26 protein-coding genes are annotated in these 25297 nt (G+C 58.5%); 14 read left to right on the forward strand and 12 right to left on the reverse strand.

Annotated elements, in window-relative coordinates:
- Positions 1-49 precede the first annotated feature (49 nt).
- Both LEPTO7104_RS40195 and LEPTO7104_RS0116425 read left to right on the forward strand, forming a co-directional pair.
- Positions 50-373 carry a hypothetical protein gene (locus tag LEPTO7104_RS40195; protein ID WP_071527264.1) on the forward strand — a complete coding sequence of 108 codons (324 nt, stop codon included), beginning with the start codon at positions 50-52 and terminating at the stop codon, positions 371-373.
- Between the two features lie 130 nt (positions 374-503).
- Positions 504-1490: a putative 2-dehydropantoate 2-reductase gene (locus LEPTO7104_RS0116425; protein ID WP_017299673.1), complete on the forward strand. Its 987-nt coding sequence runs from the start codon at positions 504-506 to the stop codon at positions 1488-1490.
- Positions 1491-1529: 39 nt separating this feature from the next.
- On the opposite strand, the gene LEPTO7104_RS0116430 is transcribed toward LEPTO7104_RS0116425, so the two are convergent.
- Positions 1530-3251, reverse strand: a complete 1722-nt coding sequence (locus LEPTO7104_RS0116430; protein WP_017299674.1) for an IS1634 family transposase — start codon at positions 3249-3251, stop codon at positions 1530-1532.
- 144 nt (positions 3252-3395) lie between these two features.
- Here LEPTO7104_RS0116430 and LEPTO7104_RS0116435 point away from each other — a divergent pair, with 144 nt between their 5' ends.
- Positions 3396-4295, forward strand: coding sequence for a methylated-DNA--[protein]-cysteine S-methyltransferase (locus tag LEPTO7104_RS0116435; RefSeq protein WP_040696855.1), 900 nt, complete (start codon positions 3396-3398; stop codon positions 4293-4295).
- Entirely contained in the window at positions 4292-5176 is an 885-nt protein-coding gene (locus tag LEPTO7104_RS0116440) for a DMT family transporter (protein WP_026072776.1), read from the forward strand. The genes LEPTO7104_RS0116435 and LEPTO7104_RS0116440 overlap by 4 nt, the downstream gene beginning before the upstream one ends.
- 54 nt (positions 5177-5230) lie before the next feature.
- Here the strand turns inward: LEPTO7104_RS0116440 and psb29 are convergent, their stop codons facing one another.
- The 3 genes from psb29 to LEPTO7104_RS0116455 form a co-directional block, all read right to left on the reverse strand.
- Complete coding sequence (gene psb29 / locus LEPTO7104_RS0116445) at positions 5231-5983, reverse strand: photosystem II biogenesis protein Psp29 (RefSeq protein WP_017299677.1); 753 nt, start codon at positions 5981-5983, stop codon at positions 5231-5233.
- A 142-nt stretch (positions 5984-6125) separates the two neighbouring features.
- Positions 6126-7121 carry a glycosyltransferase gene (locus LEPTO7104_RS0116450; RefSeq protein ID WP_017299678.1) on the reverse strand — a complete coding sequence of 332 codons (996 nt, stop codon included), beginning with the start codon at positions 7119-7121 and terminating at the stop codon, positions 6126-6128.
- Positions 7122-7155: 34 nt separating this feature from the next.
- Complete coding sequence (locus LEPTO7104_RS0116455; protein WP_017299679.1) at positions 7156-8061, reverse strand: LysR family transcriptional regulator; 906 nt, start codon at positions 8059-8061, stop codon at positions 7156-7158.
- Between the two features lie 312 nt (positions 8062-8373).
- Here LEPTO7104_RS0116455 and LEPTO7104_RS34160 point away from each other — a divergent pair, with 312 nt between their 5' ends.
- Positions 8374-8697 (forward strand): hypothetical protein, encoded by a 324-nt coding sequence (locus tag LEPTO7104_RS34160; RefSeq protein WP_017299680.1) that lies wholly within the window; start codon positions 8374-8376, stop codon positions 8695-8697.
- Positions 8698-8945: 248 nt separating this feature from the next.
- Here the strand turns inward: LEPTO7104_RS34160 and LEPTO7104_RS0116465 are convergent, their stop codons facing one another.
- From LEPTO7104_RS0116465 to LEPTO7104_RS0116475, 3 genes are all read right to left on the reverse strand, one after another.
- A complete protein-coding gene (locus tag LEPTO7104_RS0116465; protein WP_051158503.1) occupies positions 8946-10439 on the reverse strand; it encodes a glycosyl hydrolase family 57 in 1494 nt (497 codons plus the stop codon).
- A gap of 337 nt (positions 10440-10776) precedes the next feature.
- A complete protein-coding gene (locus LEPTO7104_RS0116470) occupies positions 10777-11100 on the reverse strand; it encodes a phasin family protein (protein ID WP_017299682.1) in 324 nt (107 codons plus the stop codon).
- Positions 11101-11268: 168 nt separating this feature from the next.
- A complete protein-coding gene (locus tag LEPTO7104_RS0116475) occupies positions 11269-11982 on the reverse strand; it encodes a uracil-DNA glycosylase (protein WP_017299683.1) in 714 nt (237 codons plus the stop codon).
- A gap of 146 nt (positions 11983-12128) precedes the next feature.
- Here LEPTO7104_RS0116475 and LEPTO7104_RS0116480 point away from each other — a divergent pair, with 146 nt between their 5' ends.
- The 5 genes from LEPTO7104_RS0116480 (at position 12129) to LEPTO7104_RS0116500 (ending at position 17043) form a co-directional block, all read left to right on the forward strand.
- On the forward strand, positions 12129-13007 hold the full coding sequence (locus tag LEPTO7104_RS0116480) for a S1 RNA-binding domain-containing protein (RefSeq protein ID WP_017299684.1): 879 nt from the start codon (positions 12129-12131) through the stop codon (positions 13005-13007).
- A gap of 5 nt (positions 13008-13012) precedes the next feature.
- Positions 13013-13888, forward strand: coding sequence for a Tab2/Atab2 family RNA-binding protein (locus tag LEPTO7104_RS0116485; RefSeq protein WP_017299685.1), 876 nt, complete (start codon positions 13013-13015; stop codon positions 13886-13888).
- 93 nt (positions 13889-13981) lie between these two features.
- Positions 13982-14848: a carbohydrate ABC transporter permease gene (locus tag LEPTO7104_RS0116490; protein ID WP_017299686.1), complete on the forward strand. Its 867-nt coding sequence runs from the start codon at positions 13982-13984 to the stop codon at positions 14846-14848.
- Positions 14849-15024: 176 nt separating this feature from the next.
- On the forward strand, positions 15025-15603 hold the full coding sequence (locus LEPTO7104_RS0116495; protein ID WP_017299687.1) for an SH3 domain-containing protein: 579 nt from the start codon (positions 15025-15027) through the stop codon (positions 15601-15603).
- Between the two features lie 561 nt (positions 15604-16164).
- Positions 16165-17043 (forward strand): IS982 family transposase, encoded by an 879-nt coding sequence (locus LEPTO7104_RS0116500; RefSeq protein WP_017296738.1) that lies wholly within the window; start codon positions 16165-16167, stop codon positions 17041-17043.
- A gap of 26 nt (positions 17044-17069) precedes the next feature.
- Here the strand turns inward: LEPTO7104_RS0116500 and LEPTO7104_RS0116505 are convergent, their stop codons facing one another.
- Positions 17070-17648 carry a helix-turn-helix domain-containing protein gene (locus LEPTO7104_RS0116505; protein WP_155523666.1) on the reverse strand — a complete coding sequence of 193 codons (579 nt, stop codon included), beginning with the start codon at positions 17646-17648 and terminating at the stop codon, positions 17070-17072.
- Between the two features lie 453 nt (positions 17649-18101).
- Here LEPTO7104_RS0116505 and LEPTO7104_RS34165 point away from each other — a divergent pair, with 453 nt between their 5' ends.
- From LEPTO7104_RS34165 to LEPTO7104_RS37050, 4 genes are all read left to right on the forward strand, one after another.
- On the forward strand, positions 18102-19007 hold the full coding sequence (locus tag LEPTO7104_RS34165; RefSeq protein WP_017299689.1) for a hypothetical protein: 906 nt from the start codon (positions 18102-18104) through the stop codon (positions 19005-19007).
- Positions 19008-19149: 142 nt separating this feature from the next.
- Positions 19150-21159, forward strand: a complete 2010-nt coding sequence (locus tag LEPTO7104_RS34170) for a serine/threonine-protein kinase (RefSeq protein ID WP_017299690.1) — start codon at positions 19150-19152, stop codon at positions 21157-21159.
- A gap of 105 nt (positions 21160-21264) precedes the next feature.
- Positions 21265-21729, forward strand: a complete 465-nt coding sequence (locus LEPTO7104_RS0116520) for a globin family protein (RefSeq protein ID WP_017299691.1) — start codon at positions 21265-21267, stop codon at positions 21727-21729.
- Between the two features lie 109 nt (positions 21730-21838).
- On the forward strand, positions 21839-22336 hold the full coding sequence (locus LEPTO7104_RS37050; protein ID WP_017299692.1) for a transposase: 498 nt from the start codon (positions 21839-21841) through the stop codon (positions 22334-22336).
- On the opposite strand, the gene LEPTO7104_RS0116530 is transcribed toward LEPTO7104_RS37050, so the two are convergent.
- The 4 genes from LEPTO7104_RS0116530 to LEPTO7104_RS43660 form a co-directional block, all read right to left on the reverse strand.
- Positions 22333-22791 carry a GatB/YqeY domain-containing protein gene (locus LEPTO7104_RS0116530; protein WP_017299693.1) on the reverse strand — a complete coding sequence of 153 codons (459 nt, stop codon included), beginning with the start codon at positions 22789-22791 and terminating at the stop codon, positions 22333-22335. The genes LEPTO7104_RS37050 and LEPTO7104_RS0116530 overlap by 4 nt on opposite strands.
- Before the next feature lie 217 nt (positions 22792-23008).
- Positions 23009-23452 (reverse strand): hypothetical protein, encoded by a 444-nt coding sequence (locus LEPTO7104_RS0116535; protein WP_017299694.1) that lies wholly within the window; start codon positions 23450-23452, stop codon positions 23009-23011.
- Between the two features lie 107 nt (positions 23453-23559).
- Positions 23560-24909, reverse strand: coding sequence for a 3-phosphoshikimate 1-carboxyvinyltransferase (gene aroA / locus LEPTO7104_RS0116540; protein WP_017299695.1), 1350 nt, complete (start codon positions 24907-24909; stop codon positions 23560-23562).
- A gap of 161 nt (positions 24910-25070) precedes the next feature.
- Positions 25071-25223, reverse strand: a complete 153-nt coding sequence (locus LEPTO7104_RS43660; RefSeq protein ID WP_225887095.1) for a type II toxin-antitoxin system HicA family toxin — start codon at positions 25221-25223, stop codon at positions 25071-25073.
- Positions 25224-25297 lie beyond the last annotated feature (74 nt).

Consider the following 25297-nt stretch of genomic DNA (forward strand, 5'->3'; position numbering starts at 1 on the left):
TTTTAAGCGTGAAAATGTAGGGGTTATGAGCAGCTTTTAGGAAGCCATTATGAAATCAGCGCAGTGCCGGGTGTCATCTTGTAGCCGCTGCCGTTTTTATGCTCCAGAGGGTCGCCGGGGTGGCCAATGTAGCCAGCTCGGGGTGCCGGTGGAGAGCCGTTGGGCATCCTGCTCTCTAGCTGTTCCGGTGTTTTCGGCTCCCCTCGCCGAGCTAGAGCCTCTGAATTTTTTGCCCCAGCCCATTGAGCTAACTTTCCCTGAGGTTTTCCTGGAGGCTGCACTGCTAGAGGCTGCGCTGGAGGCTCCTTCGGTGCCTGGCCACGAGTCAGCCGTCAGTTCTCCGCAGCCTGCTCCTGCCAGGATACGCCGCTGAAAGAATTCGCCTCGGGTTCTAAAATGCTAGGCATGTGGGCTATTCCTAATCTGTATCTGTGCGATAGGTTGCCAAAAGGTTGCGGCATCAGGAATAACCCAGTCGCCCTCTACCTAGCGATAGGATTTCGATGACATCACTGCGCTACGCCATTGTTGGGGCTGGAGCGGTAGGCGGCTACTACGGAGCCTGCCTACAGCGCGGTGGGGTCGAGGTGCATTTCCTCCTTCACAGTGACTATGAGCATGTGGTGACCCATGGCCTGGCGGTAGAGTCGATCGCAGGAAACTTTACCCTGCCCGTGGTGCGTGCTCACCACACCACTGCCACCATGCCCGCCGTTGATGTCGTGATTGTCAGCCTTAAGACAACGCAGAATTTTCTGCTGCCGGAGCTGCTGCCGCCTATTTTGGGTCCTGAAACGGCAATTTTGACTCTGCAAAACGGCTTTGGCCTGGAGGCTGAGCTGGCCAAATGGGTGGGCGATCGCCCCATTTTGGGCGGGCTGTGCATTATTTGCGCCAATAAAACTGGCCCTGGCCACATTCGCCACATCGATTACGGCAGCCTGCTGCTGGGCCAGCACAGCGCCGACCAGCAGCCTGCCGGGGTTTCGCCACTGATAGAGCAGATTGGGCAAGACTTCCGGGTCGGGCAGGTAGATGTGGAGCTGGTGGATGACCTGCGCCTGGCCCGATGGCGAAAGCTGATGTGGAATATTCCCTTTAACGGCCTTTCGGTGGTGATGAACGCCACGACGACCGAGATGATGGCCGACCCCAACATTCGCCAGCTAGCGGAACAGCTGATGGCCGAAGTGCTGGAAGCTGCCCGGCGGGATGGGGAAGCGCTTTCCCCTGGGCAAGGGCGGCACCTGCCTGCGGCCCTGATGGCCCAAATGCTGGCCCACACAGAGCACATGGCCCCCTACCGCACCAGCATGAAGGTTGACTTTGACGAGGGGCGATCGCTGGAGGTCGAAGCCATGTACGGCAACCTCCTGCGGGCCGCTCAGGCGGCAGGGGCGGCGGTCCCTAAAATTGAGATGCTGTACCACCAGCTCAAGGCGATCGACCGTCGGCAGGGAAAAGGCAGCAGGGAGCAAGGGAACCGATAGAGCGTTTACAGAGCACTTTAGCTCCCGGTTCGCTCATTTCTAAGGTGGTTCGTCAGATACGGGCCCCAGCAGGGTGTAAATACTTACCGGGAAGTTGAGAGCCTTTAAGATCTGCTGCTGTAAAGGCGTCAGCTCCGTCAGATGGGCATAGGTCTGCCCTCGTGCATTCACCATGACTAGAGTAATGTCGCGAAAACTGGCCAACAGTAATTCGGCTGTCGGACGTGCCGTCGCCCGCTTGGGATTACCGATATATAGCCCTGAGAGGGTTTCTTGGTGACCAGCTAAGGCTTGACGCATCTGAAACTCCACCAGCGTTAACAGCCGCAACCCCATCGAGAGTAAGCGAATTAATCCCTTGATATGGTCTTCACGCTGTAAGTACATCGGGGAGAGGGAGAGGGGATGCCCTTTGAGTCGGCTAAAGCTGTGCTCCACCAGATATTCTTGGCGGTAGACCGTCACGGCTTGAGGCAACGATAATGCCGCTGCGGGATGATTGGTGACATAGACCCGCCAGCCCAAGGTTTGCATCTGCTGGTTGATGGCCTCAGTTTCTAGGGTGCCATTCACCTGGAATCGACGGTGCTCCACCATCCGAGCCGGGCGGTCCCGGTAGCGACGCACAGCGTGTTGCTCCACCTGTTGTGAGTAGGTGAGTTGAACGTAGGCCTTGACCCGGTAGCGGGTGAGAATCGCCTCGGCGGCTTGCGCTAAGGCGACCTCATCGGGAAAGGCTTTCTGGCCGCGCCCCGATTGGTTGAGCGCCGCTAAGGCCGTCTGGGCGTGCTCAAGTCGAGCTTGGAAGGCCTGCTGGGCGGATTGAGCATAAGCCAAGGAGTACACGACCAATTGCCGCTCTGACCACGTCCAGGTGTGTCCGTCCCATTCTCCTGTGCGGGTCTGGGTCTGCTCATAGCCTCGGGCAATCAGCGCGGTGTGACCGTCGGCATAGTCGTAGTGAATCTCCTGCAACTCAACGGCCCCTTGCTCCACTGGGTCTAGGTAGGCCCGCATCGCCTCCGCCTTGAGTTGAGTCCCACCGAGCGGACAGAGATAGTAATCGCCTGTGGCCTGGAGAAAGCAACGGGTCGCTAGACTGGCCATCTTGCTGTCACCCACGTAGAGCAACCCAGACTGACTGAGGGTCTGACGCACCTGCCCGATGGCCGGAATGTAGAGCGGGTCGTCGGCGCGCTGCCCGGAGACAATCTCGGTCGCTATCGGTAGCCCCAGCGGATCTAGCGTCGCCAGCATCAGCTTCAGTTGGGGCAGGTCGGGGCGATGGTCTTTGCTATGGCCATATTGGAACAGCCCTGACTCATTGACCGTCCAATCCCCGCTGACGCTGGTACTATCCAGACGCAGCCGTTTGGGGTGCAGGTCATACACCTGAATCTGACGCTGATTCAACGCCGGTTCAAACAACGCCCATTGGGCATCATCACTGAGATATCGCAACACGCTTTCTAGGCGGTCGTCACTCAGGTCAAGGGCGCGAACCGGTTGCTGCAAGCCCTGTTGCAAGGTTTCCTGATGTCGCTCTACCCAGGCCTGCACGGGGTTTAACCGGTGATCCGCTTGGGACAAAATGTGGCTCAGCCAAACTATCACCACATGGCCTAAGCTGAGCCCCTGCCAGTTCCCATGGGTCGGAAAGTAGTCGTCGAGCAGGGGTTGCACGTCCATCCGCTGCAGTTGGGCCAGCAACAGGGGAATATCGTCAACCCGTTCGGTGATAACGGTTAGGGAGGTATCCATAGCCCAAACCTAACCCAATTGGCTGACCTCATTTAAAAATGAGCGAACCGTGAGCTTTAGGACTGGGCCGCAAGAAACGGGTGGCAAGGCTTTTGGGCTGTCGGTAGATTGGGGACTGTAGTTGAATTGGGCAATGCTGATCCCATGAAGCCTTTGACGGAAGCTGTACCGGACAACGATGAGACCTACAGGCAAATTGCTGAGGCGATCGCATTTTTGCGCCAAAACCATCTAGAACAGCCTGATTTGGCCACCGTAGCCCGCCATGTGCACCTGAGCGAGTACCACTTCCAGCGCCTGTTTACGCAGTGGGCGGGCATTAGCCCGAAGCGATTTTTGCAGAATCTGACGGCGGACTATGCCAAGGCCAAAATTGCTGCGACCAAGAGCCTGCTGGAGCTGGCCGATGACGTTGGTCTGTCGGGGCCGGGGCGTTTGCACGACTTGTTTGTCACCCTGGAGGCAATGTCGCCCGGCGAGTTTAAGGCTGGTGGGGCGGGCCTAGAAATTCGCTACGGCGTTCACAGCACCCCGTTTGGGCCGTGTCTGCTGGCCCAGACCGCTCGGGGCATTTGCAATCTGCACTTTTTGGAGCAGGCGGACATGGCGGCGGCGGCGCATTTGCTAGAGACAGAGTGGCCAGGGGCAACGCTGGTAGCCGATCAAGGGGGCACAGCGGCAGCCTGCGGTTCCCTAAGGGAGCGCTTTGCGAACCCCAGTTTTGCCGCTGACGCCGCTCACCCTCTGGTGCTAGCGGTCAAAGGCACCAATTTTCAAATTCAGGTGTGGCGGGCGCTGCTGAGAATTCCCCTGGGCGGCCTGACAACCTACCAGGGCTTAGCAGCGGCGATCGGTCGCCCCACGGCGGCGCGGGCGGTGGGCAACGCCGTCGGGCGCAACCCGGTGGGCTACCTGATTCCCTGCCATCGGGTGATTCGGGAATCGGGCGAGTGGGGCGGCTACCGCTGGGGGCTGGAGCGCAAGACGCTGCTGCTGGGCTGGGAAGCGGGTCAGCAGCAGCGCCAAGGGCAGGCGTCACTATGAGAAAAACAGATATGGCGGAATTTTTGCTGCTGGCGGCGCTGTGGGGCGGATCATTTTTATTCATGCGCGTGGCGGCGCCGGTGTTTGGCCCGCTGTGGCTGATTGCCATGCGCGTGGTATTGGCGGGGTTTGCCCTGCTGCCTCTCGTTGTGCACCTGAAACTGGGGCCGCAGCTGCGTCGCCACTGGCGATCGCTCCTGGTGGTGGGCGGCATTAATTCTGCCATTCCCTTCGTGCTGCTGGCCTACGCTTCCCTATCGCTACCGGCGGGGTTTACGTCCATTTTGAATGGCACAGCGCCCCTATTCGGTACGGTGATCGCCGCGGTGTGGCTTCAGGAGCAAGTGACCCCGCTTCGCAAGATCGGCTTTGGGCTGGGCTTCGTCGGAGTCGTGGTGCTGGTGGGGTGGCGGGGGATTGATCCGACCCCGGGGTTTGGCCTGGCGGTGGCGGCGGGGTTGTTAGCGGCATTGATGTATGCGATCGCGGCTCCCTACGTTCGGCAAAACCTGGCGGGGGTGTCGTCGCTGACCGTAACCACAGGCAGCCAGCTGGGAGCCACCCTGTGGCTGCTGCCGGCCCTGCCCTTCACCGTGCCGCACCAAATGCCCACGCCAATAGCGGCCACGGCGGTAGTGGCCCTGGCGCTGCTGTCAACCACCTGCGCCTATCTGCTCTATTTTCGGCTGATTCAAAACGTAGGCTCTACCAAGGCCCTGACGGTGGGCTACCTGATTCCGTTATTTGCCATGCTCTGGGGCGCCATACTGCTGGCTGAGCCGATCACGCTGTCGATGGTGGTGGGGTGTGGCCTGATTTTGCTGGGCACCGCGATCGCCAACGACCTATTTAGAACTCTCATGCAGGGCAGAGCTGCTTAAGCCATTCGCCACCAGCCCCGGCAGCCAGGAGCCTATCTGACCCCGGGCGGCGTGTTATTCCGCCGCCTCGCCCGACTCGGCCACTTTGGGGGCGGTATCCACCGACTCAGCAATGGTTTCAGCGGCGGCTTCAGCAGCTTTTTGACGCTCCTCGCGCTTTTTGCGATCGGCGATCAGCATGTCTTTCATCACTTCCTGGGCCTGGGCGAACTTCTCCAGGTTGCTGCGGTAGAGCTCAACGTCTTTTTGCAGCTTGTCGGGAGAGATGCTGAGTTTGTCGGCCAGGTCTTTGAACAACGCTTCAACGGCGTCTTTTTCTTTGAGCGCCTCGGCAGGGGCCACGGCCTCAACCAGAGTATAGAGGCCGATGCCAAAGGGGCGGCTGTACTTAAATTTTTCTTTGTTGGCCACCGAGGCCAGCGTGCCCCGCAGGCCCTCGCCACCGTGCTCTAGGTTTTCAAACTGGCCTTTCAGGTCGTCAAGGGACATCCCGCTGACTGAGTTTTTGACCGCATCGGCATCGCCCCGGTAGTGCTCGGGGGTGCTGTTGATGGAGCGACACAGGGCATTGAAGATGGAGGCTTTGTCGTTCTCGGGCTGGTAACCCTCCATGAAGCGATCGAAGGTGGTGACGATGCCCAGGGCGTAGATGGGGTCGTAGGCAAAGTCAACGTTGACCGAGAGCAGATGCATTTCTACCATCAGCTCGTCTACCACGCGCCGGTAGATGGAGTTGATGGGACGAGTGTGGTGGGAGTAAAAGTCGCGCTTGGCGTCAGATACCGTGCGTACAGAAGCGTTGTTCACAGCCTAGGGTTCAAATATTACAGTTCTTATATTGTCTCGTGTGACTGTGCCTTTGCCAACCTACCGCCTTGAAGGTGGGGATCGTGGTGCGTGGTGCGTTCGTGGGGAGTGGGGTATTCCCTTCCCGTGGCCCCGTACTCCTTCATCGTCCCAGCTTCTTGCGCACTTTGGCGGCGGTGCGCTGTAACCAGAGACCGGCCAAGCGAGGTTTAGTGAGGTCGGGGATATCGGCGCTGTGCTTGGCGCGGTAATCAAAAAAGTGGTTGATTTCGGTCAGGATCACCGCCAGCCGGGGCAGCAGGGCAGCGGCACGGTAGGGTTCGAGATCGGCTGGGGACATGGCCAGGGGGTTGGTGGTTTGCAGGGCGGCGAGAATGCGATCGCAGTCGTACCCCGCTGAATAAACCCCAACCTTGTAGCAGTTAAACCCCGGATCTAAATAGTCCGCCAGCGCCCCGTTGACGCTGGTAAACACCTGGCAGCCGCAGGCCATTGCCTCCATGGGCGGCAGGCCAAACCCCTCGCTCACGCGGCTCAGCGCCCAGTACTCTGCGGAGTCGTAGAGAAAGATTTTGCTGCGGTTGAACAAAATCGACAGATCATCGACAAACCCGGTCAGAGTCACCACGTTGCAGCAGGGCTCCAGGGCCGGTACAAGCTGGTTCAGCAGATAGCTCGACGACTTGCGCACCTGCACCAGCACGTCGATATCCCTAGGCTGCTGCCGGTTGGTAAACTCGGGTGAAATGTGATTGGGCAGGTGAAATATCAATCCACTGGGCCGCTTCTGGCCCCAGTAGCCCATCGAGTTGCGGCTGACCGTGATAATCGGAATATCACCCGGCAGGCTAAACCCGTAGCCGCTGCTGTGGGCGTGATAGACCACCGGGTAGCCCCGCAGCCGCTTGACCAAACGGGGGATGTGAAAGCCCCAGCTGATCACAAAAATGCTGTTGTCCAGGTTGGCCTGCTGGAGCAAGTCATCTAAAAAGAGGGTGTCGGGTTCGCGCTGGTCGTAGGTGACCACTTCGGCAGAGCAAATCTGCTGGGCCAGTCTCAGGGTCTTGAGTTCGGCAAACAGCCCGCCGCAGTGGAAACGCTTGCCGGTGCCAGGGACCAGAAAATAGAGGTGACGCATCGATGTAACCCTGGATGATTAAAGTCCTGGAATTCTAAACGGCTTTGGCGCAGCTAAACTCACCCACCTCCCGCAGAGCGTCTAAAAAGGCGTAGAGCGCTGGGGTGTGCAGGGCGTCTTTGAGAATGGTGGCCCCGATTGGGCGGGAGATCGGGAACGGTAGCGAGCAGATCTGCACCTCAGGCGGCACTGGCTGGGCGGCCAGACGAGGCAGAATGGCGAGGCCCAATCCCTGCTGCACCATCGCTACCATGGAGGAGTCGTGGCGAATGCAGTAGGCAATCTCCAACGGATGTTCTTGAGCACCCAGCACGGTGCGAATGCGCAGGCCGCAGCTGCTGTGGCTGGAGCCGATGATCGGCATTTTGCGCATCTCATCGACGCTGAGGGTGCCGGTGATGGGGCGATAGCTGGGAGGCAGCAGGGCCACGTAGTCGTCATCAAAAATCGGCAGGGTTTCTACATCGTCGCCGTCGATGGTTTCGGCGACGCAGAGGTCAACTTTGCCTTTGACCAGGGCCTGCTTGAGCTGGTGCAGCTCATCCATTTCGTGGACGCTGATGGCGATCGCCGGATACCGACGGTGCAGCCGCGCGATCGCCCCCGGCAGCACGTGGGTCGCCACGCTGCGAAAGGAGGCAATCCGCAGGGTGCCCCCCTGCACCCCGCGAGCCTGGTTGGCCTCGCTGGCAATGGTGTCGAGCAGGCCCAGCATGGCGCGGGCGTGGGCGGTAATGCGATCGCCCACCGGGGTCAGCCGCGCCCCGTGGCGACCGCGCTGCAGGAGGGTAATGCCCAGCTCGTCTTCCAGGGTGGCGATGGCGTGGCTGACGGTGGACTGGGTGACATCGAGCTGAAGGGCGGCTTCGCTGAAGTTGCCGCAGTCTGCGATCGCCACCAGCGCGCGTAGCTGAGAAAGCTTGATTTTGCTGAGGTTCATCGCTATTACAACCCCCTAAATGCTGATTTCAAGGCTAAGGGCTGAGGCCATAGCTAGCCTATCGATTTTTTGCATAGAACCCATTCACGTCATGCTTTGTTACATTTCTGCGGCTCGCGTAGATTGTGTATATCGACGAAAGCAGCCCAGCAATCACTGCTCCACAGCAAGGGTTCACAAACCCGCTAATCAGCTTCAGCACTGTCATGCGTTACGGCTCGGCAAGGTCCCTCAAGGGTCCACTGAGTTTGCTGCCTCAGCGTCGTCTGCTTCAACTCTGGAGCAATATTTTAACCCTAGGGAGGCAATGCCATGGACACTACCCGCAATCCCAACCGCGATCTGCAACAGCAGCGTCAGCGCCTAGAAGCCCTGGTGCAACCCACCCTAGGCGCTCGTATCGATTCCAGTCCCAGTCACAACGGCCCCATCTACAGCGGTCTAGGACGGGCCATCAAACAATTAGGAGATAAAACCATGAGATTCTTTACCGGTCAAAACGAACTTCGCATTTGGCAGCGCAGCCGCAACGGTCAACCGCTCTGGTTTGCCCACGACCCGGTGACTAACCGCACTCGCTCGTTTTACTCCGAGCAAGACGTGCGCACCTGGCTCGACCAGCGCTACTACGAATAGGTTGGGCTGGCGCTTGCGATCGCTGCGCACAGCATGAACCACAGCGATCGTGAACAGATTCTTTCCACACCCCAGGGCAGCAGGTCAAACTTGCTGCCCTTTTTACGAACATTTTTGAGCTCAACCCTGAGCCTGAATGGCAGAATCTCGAATGAAACCAGGTCTTCAGGCGGGGTAAACGGCGTCTGCCCCGACCAGTCGGGGGTTGTGCAACCAAGACTCGGGACTGGTTCTGCCCCAAACACCCCCTAAGCGAAATCGTGGGCAAGAATGGCCTGACCGCGGCGGTAAAGCTCTTCGGCGTAGCCCGTCCAGGTGCCCTGACCCCAGTAGCGAAAGCAGCTAGTTTGCAGCAGCAGGTTGTGAATCAGGGCGTTGCGGTAGCGATACTGCCGCTCTAGCGTATCGCCCTGCTCGCTCTGGCGCTGCATAGTCTGGTGAAACTGGGCGCTCAGGCGCTGCATCGGGTCGAGCACGTTGTCGTAGCCCTGCACCCAGCTGCGATCGCCCGTCCAGGAGCCACCCTCCATCGAGAAGCTCTGGTCTTCGGCGTGGATGGAGGCGATCGCATTCGCCACCGCCTCGGTTCCGGTCGCATCCCCCATCGCTGCCCACAGTCGGCTCTGCCCCACCGCCTGACAGGTGGGGAATGTCTCCGGCCTGCACCCCGCCGCCGCCAGCAGCTCCAGGTATTCGGTGCCGTTAAAGCCCACGACACCCCGCTGGCCGCCGCCCTGGTCGCGCATTTCGTACCACGATCGCATGAAGGCGCTGGGGAACTCGTTCATCATCACGCCGCCGTTTTCGCCGTCGCTGATCTGGCTGACCAGCGGCGGCACGGCGGCATCGCCAAGGACAACTTTGCCCAGGGTTTTGGCTTCCCAGTAGGGCTGCATTTGGCCCACCAGCTTGGTGTCAGAGCCCTGGGTTTTGACCAGCACCACGATCTCTTCTACCTCGCCCTGAGAATTGCGGGCCACCAGGCGGTGGGGCAGGTGGGGCTGCGATAGCCCATGCCCCTCTAGCGATTCCACCGTGTGCTCCTGCACCAGCATCCAGCGGTAGCCGCAGTCTTTGAGCGTTTTGACAAAGGCGTAGAGCACGTCGGGGTGGTTGGGCAGGTGCATCTCCGGCGGCGAAAAGCCCCGCACCCGAGCCAGGGCCTCGGGGCCAAACAGGGCGGCAAAGTGGTGCTGCCAGGCGCGAATGTGCAGCTTGAGATCGGGCACCGGAGTTGAAGGTACCACCGCATGGCCCCAGCAGGTGCCCAGCCACTCCACGTAGGGCTGGTAGGCGGAGTCGCAGGCCAAACGGCGCAGCTTGGCCAGAATATCCTGCCGGTCCATCTGCTGCAGGCCCCAGAGCAGAGTACCCGAGTAGTCGAGCATGACCCGAGGGTTACAGCCCTGGCTCACCAGCTCGGGGATGAAATCACCCAGGCGAGCGTAGCAGTAGGCAAAGGTGCCCGCGTTGTGGTTGTCCCCCTCGTAGGGATGCTCAAACATGTACTGGAGATGGTTAATCACCTCGCCCGTGGCCCCAGCGGGAATGCTGGGCTGGTGCATGTGCAGGGCGATCGCGAAGCCCGCCGAAATATCGGCCAAATTCAGGTTGGTGTGGTTCAGAAATACCGGCTCACCGCTGGCCATGACCGCCGCGACATCGGCCTCTCGACCCGACAGGGGAGGTAGTCCTTCTTCTAGGGCGGGCCAGTCCATGGGAGAGAGTACAGCACCGGTCATAGGAACCTCCGAGCATGGCACCACCGACTGCCGCCGGGGAAACCTGTGGTCACTATTTAGTGTTGCACTGACGAGAAGAGTTAACCACGGCTAGTAACATTTCGTGGTCTGCAAGATCGCCCAGGCATACACCCGATGCTCGCGGCTAGCCACAGCAATAAAGCAGCTTCTGCAAAAGAGGACATCTCCAGATGGGGGCGCAGGGCCTGCGCCTTGGAGGAGAAACAAAATGCCCAGGTCTTTTCGTCGTCAGAATTGGCTTTGATAACGTTGGTCACCGTCTCGGAGGGAGGCGATCGCTATGCCATCCAAGATTTCTGTCCAAGCCATAAATTGGCTATTTCCAGGCGCGGTTTTCCAGGTCGCGCACCTGGCGCTCCAGGCGATCGAGGCGGCCGCGCAGCTCATCCATTTCGGCCTGGCGGGGTACACCCAGATCTTGCAGCGTATTGCGAAACAGCCGCTGAAACTGATCTTCTAGTGCTCCATTGCCCTCGTTGAGCTGGGCCATCACTTCATCTACCAGAGTTCTGGCCTGCTCGGGGTTAAACTTGCCTTCCCGCACCCATTCTTCGGTCACGACCTTGACCCGCTCGGCTACCAGGGAAGTTGTTCCCACGCCAATCATCAGCAACTGACGCAACAGATTATTGGTATCCATTCATGTCTCCTTATGGTGTGCGGGGCTCGGTCTGACGAGGCTTGGCCTGGTAGACAGGTCAAAGGCTGCTCAGCGACTTTTTGGCCACTCGTCTATTTTGTCAGAGATTCCCTAGGCCCAGAGCATTGCCAGAGTATTGAAAGCCGAACCCAGCGCGGCGGGTAGCCCTCAGCGGCTCGTCAGCTCATCTACCTTGGCCCGCACTGCCTGAATGTCCTGCCACATCAGCCATTTGGGGCTGCCCTTGTCGCGCGACGGGTTGCGCAGCAGGTAGGCAGGGTGAAAGATCGGCATGCACAGGCGACCGTCCCACTCCATCCACTGGCCGCGAACTTTGCTAATGCCCGACTTAACCCCCAGAATTCCCTTGAGCGCCGTAGCCCCGGTGAGCAAAATGATTTTGGGATCGACCAGGCGAATTTGCTCTAGCAAATAGCCTTTGCAGGCGGCCACCTCCGCAGCGGTGGGCACGCGGTTGTCGGGCGGGCGACATTTGACGATATTGCAGATGTACACGTCGGTTTCGGTGTTAAACCGCACCGACTCCAAAATTTTCTCCAGCAGCTGACCCGACTTGCCCACAAAGGGTAGCCCCTGCTCATCCTCCTGCTGCCCAGGCCCTTCGCCGATAATCAGCACCGGGGCGCTGGGGCTGCCTCGGCTGACTACGACATTGGTACGGGTGGGGGCCAGAGTACAGCGCTGGCAAGAGCGGCAGTGGGTGCCCAGGATCTCTAGATTGGGGTAAATTCCCGGCGGAATCGGCACCGCCCCGCTGGTGGGGATGGCCTCAAAATCGACGCTGCTGGGGTCTGCACCGGCCTTGTCTGCGATGCCATCGGCGGCACCAGCATTGAATAGACTAAATTGCTCGTCGGCCATCGGCTCTGGGGGCTATATCGTTGTCTCGGCATCATTGTAAAGGGTCTCGGGCCGCCCTGCCGCGTCTATGGCTCAGCGGCAGCCCAGGTTGGCGTTGTATAGTAGAAAGCTAGTCGAATTCTGTTTGTTGTCCAGGAGCCTCAGCCTTGACTTTTTCCGCCGAAGATTTTGCCAAAGCCCTTGAGGCGCACGACTACGATTTTCAGGTGGGCAGCACCGTGCGGGGTACCGTGATTTCCTGTGCTAACGACGGAGCCACGGTCGATATTGGCGGTAAGTCATCGGCCTTTTTGCCCATTCGTGAAGCGGCGGTGCGGGCCATCAACTCCTTTGAAGGGGTGCTGGAACCCGGCGTTGAATACTCGTTTCAGGTGATTCGCGACCAGGATGCCGACGGTCAGGTGCTGCTGTCGATTCGTAAGCTCCAGCTCAAGCAGCTGTGGGACAAGCTGGCCCAGCAGGCCGAAGCCAGCGAGGTGCTAGAGGTCAAAGTGACTGGCTACAACAAAGGCGGGGTGACGGTCGATGTGGAAGGGCTGCGGGGCTTTGTGCCGCGATCGCACCTGGGCCGCACCTATGAAAACCTTGAAGATGCCGTGGGCCAGCGCCTCACCGTGGGGTTTCTGGAAGTCAACCCCGCCGCCAACAAGCTGGTCATGTCGGCCCGCCTTGCCGCCCGCAGCCAGGTGATGAGCACCCTGGAGCTGGGCCAGTTGATCGACGGCACTGTAGCCAGCCTCAAGCCCTTCGGCGCGTTTATCGAGTTCGACGGCATTAGCGGTCTGCTGCACATCAAGCAAATCAGCAAAAACTACGTCGAGTCGCTGCCGTCAGTGCTGAAGGTGGGTCAGCCGATCAAGGCGGTGGTGGTGGCCCTCGACCCCGAGCGCAACCGCATTTCTCTCTCGACCAAGGTGCTCGAAAAGTACCCCGGCGAGCTGATCAAAGAGTCTGAGGCCGTGTTTGCCGACGCCGAAAACCGCCTGGGCGACATTAGCCGCATGCTCGGCGACAGCGAGGCCTAGGCACTATGGGCACTGTGTGGGAACTCGACTTTTACTCCCGGCCCGTGCTGGATGAGAACGATAAGAAACTCTGGGAAGTGCTGCTCTGCGAGGGCCTGGTCGATAGCCAGACCGACAGCGCTGACACCTTTCGCTACAGCAAGTTTTTGCCCAGCAGCGAGGTTAACTCGATCGCGCTCAATGGGGCGATCGACGAGGCGATCGCCGCCGCCCAGGCCCAGGGCATTGCTCCCCCCAGCCGGATTCGATACTTCCGCTACCAGATGCAAAACATGATTTTGCGGGCCTGCGACGAAGCGGGCATTCCGGCCCGGCCCAGCCGTCGCACCCTGGCATTGCAGGGGTGGCTGCGCGATCGCACCCAGACCGTCTATCCCCATATGGAGGGCTATGCCAGCGCGCCTTCTCCCTCGGTGGCTGCCCCGCCCCCCAGTCCTCAGCCCTTACCCGATGCTCTGCTGGGCCAGCGGTGGGCCTTTGTCAGCCTGGAGGCCGCCGCTTTTTCCGACCTGCCCGAATGGGATATCGGCTTTGGCGAAACCTTTCCCCTGGCGATGGCCGAGCTGGCCCCCAATACCCCCATCCCCGGCCTGCTGATTTTTTCCCCCCGGGCCACGGCGCTAGCCGCCTGGATGTCGGGACTGGAGCTGGCCTATTGGCGCATTGAGGCGGGCAAAAACCCTGCGATCGTGCTTGAAACCGGCGCTTCCGACAGCTGGATTTTGGCTGGATTGACCAACGCCACATTGCTCTCCGAGGCCCAGGCCTTTGAGGCCGCTAAGGCCAAAGCCAACCAGGTCCACTTCATCGGCATCCAGGCCAGCCCCGAGAGCGAATCCTTTGCCGGGTTCTGGCTGCTGCAAGAGCTGCTGCTGGGGTGAGAAGATGGCATCCACCAAGGTCACTCGCCTGTCAGATCGCCGGTTTCTTCAAGAAACCGGCGATCTAGTCTTGCCTCATTGGAGAGACGAGTGATGCCAGAGACCAGGCTGCCAACCTTCTTTCATAGCTTTACAAAATGGCCCCACTGGCGCAACCTGGGCCTGTACGCGCTGCTGCTGGCGATCGCCCTGGCCATGGTATTTCCGCTGCTGTGGCTGCTCAGCACCTCCTTCAAAGGCTCGACCGAGAATCTGCTGGCCAACCCGCCCCAGCTGCTGCCCCAGCAGCCCACCCTGGATAACTACCGGCAGGTGTGGCAGTCTAACCCCTTTGGGCAATACTTTCTCAACAGCACCGTGGTGGCGGTGCTGACGGTGGCGGCCAATCTGCTGCTGTGCTCCCTGGCCGCGTACCCGCTGGCGCGGCTGTCGTTTTTGGGTCGCGACACTCTGCTAGCGCTGATTGTGGCCACCATCATGATTCCGTTTCAGGTGGTGATGATTCCGCTATACATTTTGGCGGTCAACCTGGGGCTGCGCAACACCTACCTGGGGCTGGTGCTGCCCTACCTGGCCTCGGCCTTTGGCATTTTTCTGATGCGCCAGGCCTTTCAGGGGGTGCCCAAGGAGCTGGAGGAGGCTGCCCGCATGGATGGCTGCTCTGACCTGGGAATCTGGTGGAATGTGATGCTGCCCGCCACCCGCCCGGCCCTGGTAACGCTGGGAATCTTTGTGTTTATTGGCACCTGGAGCGAATTTCTCTGGCCGCTGATTTTACTCGATCGCCCCGAGCGCTACACCCTACCCCTGGGGGTGGCCCGGCTGGCGGGCAGCTTTTCGCTAGACTGGCGGCTGATCGCGGCGGGGTCGATTTTGTCGGTGCTGCCTGCCATTGTGGTTTTTGTGCTCTTGCAGCGCTACATCGTGCCTACGGAAACAGGCAGCGGCGTGAAGGGATAGGGGAGAAATTGTACGGCCATTGCCTTCCCGGCGGGCGATCGCCAGAACAGGCCCAGCTTTATCAGTTCCTTAGATTAATCCCCTAGGTTGACATTGATGATTTATTCAAACATCGTTCCAGCCGAGTCGTTCCCACGGGCTACGGCTTTCCTTTTTGCAGTTAAATTCTACAAACCATGAAAATGAAGACCCTGGCCACTGGCCTAATTGCCACCGCCGCCGCCATTGGCCTATCTGTGTCTGCGGCCTTTGCCCAGGTCGCCGAGGTGAATATCGATCTGCTCAACGTGCGCTCTGGCCCCGGCACTAGCTTTGCTGTTCGCGGCACCATACCGATGGGTGCCCAGGCCAAGATTATTCAAACCCAGGGTGACTGGCTGTACATTGTCACTGGCCCGATCGAGGGCTGGGTCTATGCCCCCTACGTCACCATTTTGAATCAGCCAGGGCCGGGGGTTGACGCTCCGGTGACTACTGTTATGGTGTGCAACGGCACCAACCGCACCACCGCTCGCGTCTATCGCCAAAACGGCGAACTCAAGCTGCGGGTGCATGATCGCCTCGATCACATCACCTGGCTCGACACTCCCGCCCGCATGGAAACTGGCGCTGGGGCAACCGCCTACGTCAATATCAACGGTGAGCAAACCACTCGGGTTTTGCAGAGCCAAAGCTCGCCGACGAACTGCTCGATTCAAACCACCAACCGCCCTCTGGAGACTGGCGTGGTGACCGAAATAGAGCAGCCCCAGTAGGCTCACAGCTTGCCCTGCCTCCTAATGCGCAGATGGCTGTCAACCAGCGGCTCTGAGACCTGGTCATTGAGCGCCACCCTTCCGACTGATGCTAATGCAGGCTGATTTACTGACAAAAGCCCTGCCGTAGGTTGGTGTTGAGCGAAGTGAAACCCAACAGCAGCAAGCCTTTGTTCGGTTCTGCTGTCGCGCCACCCAACCTACGGCAGCATCAGGGTTTCAAGGGTTTTGCCAGTCAATCAGCAATGCAGGTGGCCACGCTTAGTTCCAAGCCTCACCCGGTTTTGCGCCCGGGCGCTATGTGGCGCGCTTGCTGCTTTTGATCAGGACAATCATATATCTCTGAAGGCTTTCCCATTAAGCCTTCCTTATTGCTGTAACTAATTAACCTGAGTTCGGGATAAGGAAAGGAGGGGCTCTGTAAGCTGATATAGCTGTAGCCAGTCTGGTTAAGACATGTCTCCTATGACCGTTCAAACGTTTGAACGGTCATAGGGTTCCTGGATGTCCTAACCAACGTGACTATGGCTATATCACGTAAATGATTCAGCAGGCCCCCCTATGGATAGTCTAGAAGAGCTGTTTTGCCACATTGATGATTTCTGCTGTCAGTTCGAGCCGAAATGGCACCAGATGCTGCTGGGTGAAGGCGTTCAACACCGTCAGCGCCAGCGATCGCTGAGCTTAAGCGAGGTGATGACAATCTTGGTGTGCTTCCACCAGCAGCACTATCGCAACTTCAAGGCGTTCTACAACAAGCATGTCTGCGTGCACTGGCGAGAGGCCTTTCCTGGCCTGGTCAGCTATCACCGCTTTGTGGAGTGGATGCCGTCGGCTCTGCTGCCCTTATGCGTGTACCTGAAGCACTGTTTTGGCGCTTGTAGCGGCATCAGCTTTATCGATAGCAGCAGCCTCAAGGTGTGCCACAACCGTCGGATTCGACGCCACAAGGTGTTTCGCGGCCTGGCGGCTCGGGGCAAAACCTCAGTTGACTGGTTCTTTGGCTTCAAGCTCCACCTGGTGGTTAATGACCAAGGGGAGTTGCTCAACATCCAAATCACGCCGGGCAATACCGACGACCGCAAGCCCGCCTGTGACTTGCTTCAAGGCCTCTATGGCAAGGTCTTTGCTGACCGGGGCTATGTCTCCAAAGCACTGGCAGAACGCCTCTTTGAGACCTGTGGCATCGAGTTCTTTGCCAAACCCAGGCGCAACATGACAAACCACTTGATGCGGCTCACCGACAAGTTACTGGCCCGCAAGCGCGCCATTGTCGAAACCGTCATTGACCAGCTCAAGAACATCTCCCAGATTGAGCATTCCAGGCATCGCAGCCCTACCAACTTCATGGTCAATGTCATCTGTGGCTTGATTGCCTACTGCCATCAGCCCAAGAAGCCTTCCCTCAATCTTGACTTCGCTCTTCCTCCATCGGCTTAACCCGAACTCAGGTTAATTAGGTTAAATTAAGCGGGTACGCCAGCGGCGGCAGCAGTATCGTCCGAAAAAGCGACCACAAGCACATCCACATCCTGAATCTCAGAGAGCCAGTCAGAATGGTTATGCTGTAGTGATTTTAGCTCTACTGATTTATGCTCGCTGGCCCCGGTTTGGACATGGCACCCCATTCGTTCAAGGCAGCTACTTAGGGCATGCATCAAAGTTTGCTCATTCGAGCTAGGTTCTCTTTGCCAAATGATTGCGACTTTTATCTCTCCTGCAAACTCCTCGCCCAGGGAATGGGCAATTTCTGCAGGGCTATAGTGGCGCATAACCGCTCCTCGAATGCGCTTTTTACTAACTTTCTCCCCTAGGGCAACAGATAGCTTCTTCCAGAGCTTATAGCCTACAGACTTCTCAACATACTCAGGATTCAGAGGGTAGATCTCTTCATAGGTTCTCCCCTCCCAGGAGCCAACAAATATGTTGATCTCCAAATCATTAAGGCGTCGCCCCAAGGCCCTAAATAGAGCATCATCGACAAACAGAAGGGCATCTTGAGCCGTAATGTCTTCAGAGTTAAGCATTCTTTGACTGTGTTGCATTGCGTGCACCTATCGCTTAGGCCACATGGGAACCGGAATTCTCCTTCTTAGGCAGCAAAAGTCTTATCAGAGAAGCTGAATCCATATATCATTCTACGCCCAACTGCAAAAATTAGGTTGATCCAGATCACATCCAAAAGTGATAATGCCAACCCATAAAAACACAGGAATCACACCGGGGCATTGCAAGTTTAGCTAGGCTTTGTCTGTGACCCAATGGTCTTAGGTCGATGCTGGTAAATCAGGGTAAAGTCTGAGTTTTTGCGAGGATTAGAGCAAGAATTCATTTAGAAAGCTATCCACAATTCACGAGCCTGTTCTATTTTTTGGCAAATCAGTGAGTTTTTATGGTTGATGAAACATCCCTAAAAAGGAACATTATGGTTTCATCACCTCTCCCTGTTCTGTGAATCGGCTCGATTAATTATCACATCACAACCCTGGAGAGCACCTATGCGTCAGAATTTTCTTGAGCCAATTGAAAACCGCCTCCAGAGAGGCTACAGCACCATGTTTGGCTGTACAGCGCTTGGGTATTGGTACGCCTTCATAGCTATAGCTAACGAGATCGGACCCTACTTAAAAAGCACTGATGCGCCCTATCACAATGCTGACCACACAATCCAGGTATTGTCAGTGGGGCAAACGATTTTGGAAGGGCGTCATCTACAGCACCACAACCTTACGCCCCAGGACTGGCTCAATATGATGGTAGCCCTACTGTGCCACGACATCGGCTATGTTCGAGGCATTTGTCCTGGCGATGATTGCTCTGTCAACCGTTTTTCAACTGGTCACGGAGAAGACTGGATCGTGCTGCCAAGCCGTTCGACAGACGCCAGCTTAACCCCTTACCATGTCGATCGAGGAAAAATGTTTGTAAGTTATCATTTGGCGGAGCATCATCTGTTAAATGTTGACACGGTAGTCGCCTGTATTGAACACACCAGATTCCCTGTTCCGCCTGAACCAGGCTACCAAACCACCAGCGATTTACCAGGTCTGTGTCGGGCGGCTGACCTGCTGGGGCAGCTCAGCGATTCAGACTATCTGAAAAAGCTCTCGTCTCTATTTTGCGAATTTACAGAAACAGGGACCAATGCTGCAATGGGATACGAATCGGTGGCTGATCTACGGGCCAACTATCCCCATTTTTATTGGCATGTGGTGTATTCATTTATTCAACCTGCTCTCAGGTATTTGGCCGTAATCCCAGACGGTCGCCGGGTCATCGCCCAGCTGTTTACTAACGTATATCTGGTGGAGTTAGAGCAGTCATTGTCAGAGGCTTCTCCAACGGGCTGGAATCAGCAGGCTCCAGATCAAGGGCTTTGTCCTTTTGCTGACTCGGCAATTTAGGCCTGTCCAGAGAATGCCTCAGGGCCTGACTTAACCCTCGGAAACTCAGCCCAGCTGTTTATAGCAACAGTGCGGGTTTGCGCTAATCTGTGACAGATACAGAGAACCCACCACTAGCTAGAGTGGTTCAGCAGTACGCGCCATGGCTGAAACAGGACAGGGAGAACGGTTGCTTGGAAAACGCTACCGGGTGCTGCGGCAGCTCAGCCGGGGTAGCTTTGGCGACACCTACCTGGCTGAAGATAGCCATCGGTTTCAAGAGCTGTGCGTGCTCAAGGAGTTTAACCCCCAGGTACCCGGTAAACTGGCGCTTGATAAGGCCCAAACCCTGTTTGAGCGCGAGGCCAGCATTCTCTACCAGATCAATCACCCCCAGGTGCCTCGATTTCGCGAGCTGCTGCGCGATGGGGTACGCCTCTTTTTAGTGCAGGACTACGTTGAAGGCCCTACGTACCGGGAGTTGCTCGATCGCCGCCGGGCGTACGACGGGCGCTTTAGCGAAGCCGAGGTGGTTCAGTTTTTGATGCAGACCCTGCCGCTACTGCAATATCTGCACAGCATCGGCATTGTGCACCGCGACATTTCGCCCGACAACCTGATTCAGCGCAACGCCGACGGTCGCCCGGTGCTGATTGACTTTGGCGGTGTCAAGCAGCTAGTGGTCAACGTGCGCTATCAGCTGGGGGTGACCCAGCCCTACCAGGCCACCGACGGCAGCATCACCCGGCTGGGCACCGCAGGTTATGCTCCCGAAGAACAGCGGGCATCGGGACAGGTCAGCCCCGCAACGGATCTCTATGCCCTGGGAGTTACGGCCCTGGTGTTGCTGACTGGCAAGGAACCCAAGGAGCTGTATGACGATCGCCGCGATCGCTGGGTCTGGCCCGAGCAGGTAGAACTCTCGGCAACCCTGACCCAGGTGCTGACGCAGCTGGTGGCCCGCCAACCCGGCGATCGCTACCAGTCGGCGGGGCAGGTACTGGCAGCGCTCAATCTGGCCCATCCAGACCCTCTCTCGGCGGCCTGGTCCCAGCCCATGCCCATCCGCATGCAGCCGGTGGTGCCGCCGCCTCAGCCCACGGTAGCCGTGGCCCCGGTGGCCCCCTACGCCCCGCCTATGGCCTACGACCCCACAGCGACGGTACCGCCACCGCCGCGAGCGGTGCCGGTACAAAAGACATCGACAGGGTGCTGGCCCGCCCTGGTGGGGCTACTGCTCACAGTGGGGGTGGCCGGGGGGCTGTGGTGGTGGCTCGACCCGCTGAGCCAGTTTGGCGGCGGTGGGTCAGAGGTGGTGTCGCCCGGCGGCAGCGATGCGGGCAACCCCAACCTGAGCGAGGTCGAGCGCACCCGCAAGCAGGCTCTGCGCGATCGCGCCGTCGCCCTCGGCGTTGACTGGGGCTATCTCACCAGCCTCACCGATCAGCTTTTCTTTGAGAAAAACCCCAACCGCCAAGGCACCCAGCTCACCGATCAGCCCGCAGACGAGCCGCTGCGAGCCGAGTGGGATGCGATCGCGAATCGCAATCTAGACCTGCTCGAAGCCAATCTCAGCACCGAGGCCCGCCGCAAGCTGGGCCGCTATAACCCCACCGACAGCGATCGCTGGAAGCGTCAGGTCAACCAGCTCTATGTCAGCACCAATGCTCTCTACGACCTCACCGATGCCCGCTTTAACCAGCTCTTTCCAGAGCGGGCTAAGGGGGGCTTTGTTGAAACTCCCATCGACCAAATCCGGCTGGCCCTGGCGCAGGATCAGGTCAACGCCATGGAAAGCGGCGCTAACCTGACTGAAATTACCTTCCAGCAGGGAGCCCTAAGTCAGCAGCAGCAGGGCAACCTCAACCCCGGCGGCGGCCAGGTCTATATTCTCAACCTCAGCGCCGGGCAGCTCCTGCGCCTCAACCTCCAGGCCCCGCCCGACAGCACTCGCCTGTCAATTTACGTGCCGGTCCCCACCGACGAGGTGCCCCATCTGCTTGCCGATGCCGAGCAAAATACCTGGGCTGGTGAGCTGCCCCAGTCTGGCTACTACGAAATCGTGGTGGTCTCTAGGGCCAGCAGCCCCATCGCTTACAACCTGACCGTAGCCGTTGACAATGTCACCAACGACATCCTCAACCGGCCAGACCCACCGGCAAAAGACAACTAGCGTCATCGCCGAAGAAACAGCCACCCCCGGCGGATGTTACCTTTTGCAACACATTGGGCAAGTTAGGGAATGCCGTTCGCCTATGCCTAAGCACCTTCTGCCGCCATGAACCATGCCCTGCTCGCCACTATTCAGCAGTCTGACGGTCGCTACCTGAGCGATTTGGAGCTTCGCCCCCTGGCGCAATTTGTCGCATCCTTTGACTCTCGGGTGAAAACCTACACCCGCCTCAAGGCTGAGGGCGAGACGCTAGTGCTCAGCGCTCTGCGGCAGCTCATGCTCACCCATCAGTCGGCGGTTCAGGAGCACGGAACCAAGTGCCAGCGCGACATGCTCTACAGCCTGGATTGCATTGCCAAAGCTATTCTGCTCGACAACTCCGACGGCTTTGTAGAAGAGTACGTGGTGTGGATGCAAAATATTACCCGCGCTCTGCATAAAGAAGACTCTGCGATCGCCGCCTACCGCAGCCTGCAAACCGAAATTGCCGCGACTCTGCCCGCCGAGGGCGCCCATCTGGTCAACGGCTATTTAGATAAACTCATTGCCGCCTTTGCCGAAGGCATGTAGGGCAATAGCCCCAGCCCCAAGCTGGCTGAAACTTCCCTCCCAGGGCTGATGATGGCCCAGCGCCACTGGGCAGACTATAGGGTACTGGTGCATTCATGGTTTAGCGCTCATGAGCCTACGCAGTCACGCCTACACCATAGCCGCTTCGAGGGCAGACATTTTGACCGATTCCGCCGCCCCTAGAGCCTATTTAATCGAGCTTTCGACCGTTCAGCAACAGCCTCTGCTAGGTGACTATGACCAGGGCAATTTTCGCCCTAACGACTGCGGTCTCATCGTCGCCGACGAATGGGTGCGATCGGCCACCAACCGCAAGGGCATTGACATCGATGTCTGGACAATTACCCCTAATCGCCTGCAAAGTATTGTCTTTTTACAGGTGCCCATTGCTCCAGCGCTGGTCTTAACAGGGGGGCTAGGTAGCCAAAAGCCGTGGTTGCTGTCGTCGTTTATCGCCAGCTTTAAAGCAGCGGCGGCCAAGCGCATTAACCTACGGCTCAACCAGGTCGGCCAATCGGTGTGGCAGCGCAACTACGACGAATGCCTGATCGCCGACGAATCCCAGCTTTCTGAACTGCGCCATCAGCTTCAGGTAGTGGCGCGCTAACTGCCCAGTTTGGCCTTGACCAGCGCCTGCACCTTGCCTCCGTCAGCCCGGCCCTTGAGTTGCTGCATGGCCGGCCCCATCACCTTACCCATGTCCTTGGGCGATGTGGCCCCGGTTTTGGCAATCAGGTCGTCAATGACGGCTTCTACCTCGGCATCGCTGAGCTGTTGGGGCAGATATTCTGCAATAATCTCCAGTTCTTGAGCTTCTTGGGTCGCCAAATCTTCTCGCCCAGCCTTCCGGTACTGCTCAACGGAGTCTTTGCGCTGTTTGGCCAGCTGGGTCAGCACCTCTAGCTCCTGCTCAGGAGTGAGTTCGCTCTGGCCGCTGGGGCGCACCAGAGTTTCTTTTTCGAGAATGACTTTTTTAATGCTGCGCACCGTCTCCAGACGGAGTTTGTCCTTCGCCTTCATGGCGGTTTTAATATCGTCGCTAATGCGATCTTTTAAGCTCATTGAGAAGACATCCTTGCACTTGCCTAAGCGCATCGTAGGCTACCCTCTCACTTTACCGGGTGATTGAAGGAGGTGGGGAGTGGGGGGATGGGGAAGGTGAGGGAGGTGAGGGAGATGGGGAAGGTGGAGAAGGTGAGGAAGGTGAGGAGTTCAAAACTTCTCCATCCCCTCATCCCCTCATCCCCTCATCCCCTCATCCCCTCATCCCCCTATCCCCTCATCCCCCTATCCCCTCATCCCCCTCCAACTGCTGCCCTAAAAAATTGATTAAATCGGCGCAGGTAAACAGCTGGGTTTCATCAAAGTGTTCGCTAATATCGAGGCCAAAGGTGGTGTAGAAGTCTTCGCACAGGGTGAGTCCCCAGTCGAACCAGCACACCGCCGGAAAGGCCAGATCGTCGACCAGGTGGTCGCTGGGCCGGACCCGACCGATCTCAAGACCGGAGTAGGCGTGCAGATGGTGGTAGGCAAAGGCGATGAGCGGCTGGGGCAGGGCATGGGCCACGGCCGGAGGCGTCCAATAGCGCACAAACCACTGATCGCTGGTGAGGCAGGGGCGCGATTGCAGCCACTGGTTGACCCGGTGGCGGGCGACCATGTCAGGGCTGAGGGCCATGTAGGTGGTGAGGCTATTGACAAAGTTTTTCAACGGTTGCCACATCGGTTTCTGAAACGGCGAGCCTCTGGGGCGTGGCCTCTGGGGCGTGGCCTTTGAGCTTGGTTAGAGTGTGCCCAAGCTTACGGCTCAAGTCATGGTTTAGGGATGAATTAGCCCAAGCCGCAAAGTCGAGCCAGCGTAGCTGAAAAGCTGGGATAGGAAACCGCCGCTGCCTCTGCCCGCTGAATCTGAACGGGGCCTTTGGTGCGCAGGGCGGCGATCGCCAGGCTCATCGCCACCCGATGGTCAGTATAGCTATCGACAATCGAACCGCTGAGAGGGGTGCCGCCATGGATGGTCAATCCATCGGAGAGTTCTTCAATGCGGGCACCCAGGCTGGCGAGCTGGCTGGCCATGACGGCGATGCGATCGCATTCCTTGACCCGCAGCTCAGCGGCATCGGCAATGGTTGTGGTGCCTTCGGCAAATATAGCCGCCACCGCCAGAATCGGGACTTCGTCGATCATGCGGGGAATCAGATCACCGCTCAGGCTAACGGCCCTGAGGCGGCTGTGGCGCACCCGCAAATCTGCTACGGGTTCCCCGGTCACCTCGCGCGGATTCTCTAGGGTGATGTCGGCCTCCATCATTCGCAGCGCATCGAGAATGCCGGTGCGGGTGGGGTTAATGCCCACATTCTCGACCACCAGGTCAGAGCCGGGGGTAATTGCCCCGGCCACCAGCCAAAAGGCCGCCGAGCTAATGTCGCCGGGCACCACAACGGTTTGTCCGGTCAGGGTGGCTGGGCCGCGCACCGTAGCGCTACAGGTATCGGCATCGACAACAATATCGGCACCAAAGGCCCGCAGCATGCGCTCGCTGTGGTCGCGCGACAGGCTGGGTTCGGTTACCGTAGTGGCACCATCGGTCATTAGCCCGGCCAGCAGAATGCACGACTTGATCTGGGCTGAGGCGACCGGGGAGTGATAGTGGATAGGCTGGAGCGCCTGCCCCCGCACCGCCAGGGGAGCCAGACGGTTGCCCTGCCGTCCCCAGATCTCGGCCCCCATCTGGGTCAGGGGTTTGATGACGCGGTCCATGGGGCGCGATCGCAGCGAGCCGTCGCCCGTGACCGCAAAGTAGCGATCGGGGTGGGAGGCCAGTATCCCCAGCATCAGTCGCAGGGTGGTGCCCGAATTGCCGGCATTTAGCACATCGGCGGGCTCCTGCAAATTGCCCAGCCCTACCCCCTGCACCCTCACCCACTCGTCCTCCAGGGGTGACAGGGTGACGCCCATGGCCTGAAAGCAGGCGGCGGTGCTGCGCGGGTCTTCGCCCAGCAGCAGGCCCTGAATGCGGGTTTCGCCACTGGCGATCGCCCCCAGCATCAGCGCCCGGTGGGAAATAGACTTGTCCCCCGGCACCCGCACCCGCCCGGTCAGAGTCACCCCATCACTGGGAAACTCCAGGGTCATAGTTTGATGGGGTGCAGCGTCGGTCAGCTCAATGCGGGCGGTCATGGCAGCGGTAGTGAAAAGCCGATGCTGATCGTACCCTATTGTGTCCAGGGCTTTTTGATGACGTGAGTGATATTTCTACTACTGATAGAAATGTGTGAAAAGCTCTGACTCTGGAATGTACCGACACGCATGCCTGTAAATAGCCCGGCAAGTTCCTGTGTCTAACTGTCGGTGGTTAGTCCTGTGAGAGTTTCCTTGCCCAAACCACTTTCTCTACGCAACTTAATGTGGCTACCCCGTTGACTGTGAACCTGAAAGCCAAAGCGCTCCAGAATAGTGACGAGCTCTGCCCCTGATAGCCGTTTTGCCCTAATGGTTCGCCAAGCTTAAATTTGGGGATCATCGTTTCCTGAAAGCTCTATAAATCAAGCCTTTCAGGAATCACCTA

The organism is Nodosilinea nodulosa PCC 7104, from assembly GCF_000309385.1.
Lineage (GTDB): Bacteria > Cyanobacteriota > Cyanobacteriia > Phormidesmidales > Phormidesmidaceae > Nodosilinea > Nodosilinea nodulosa.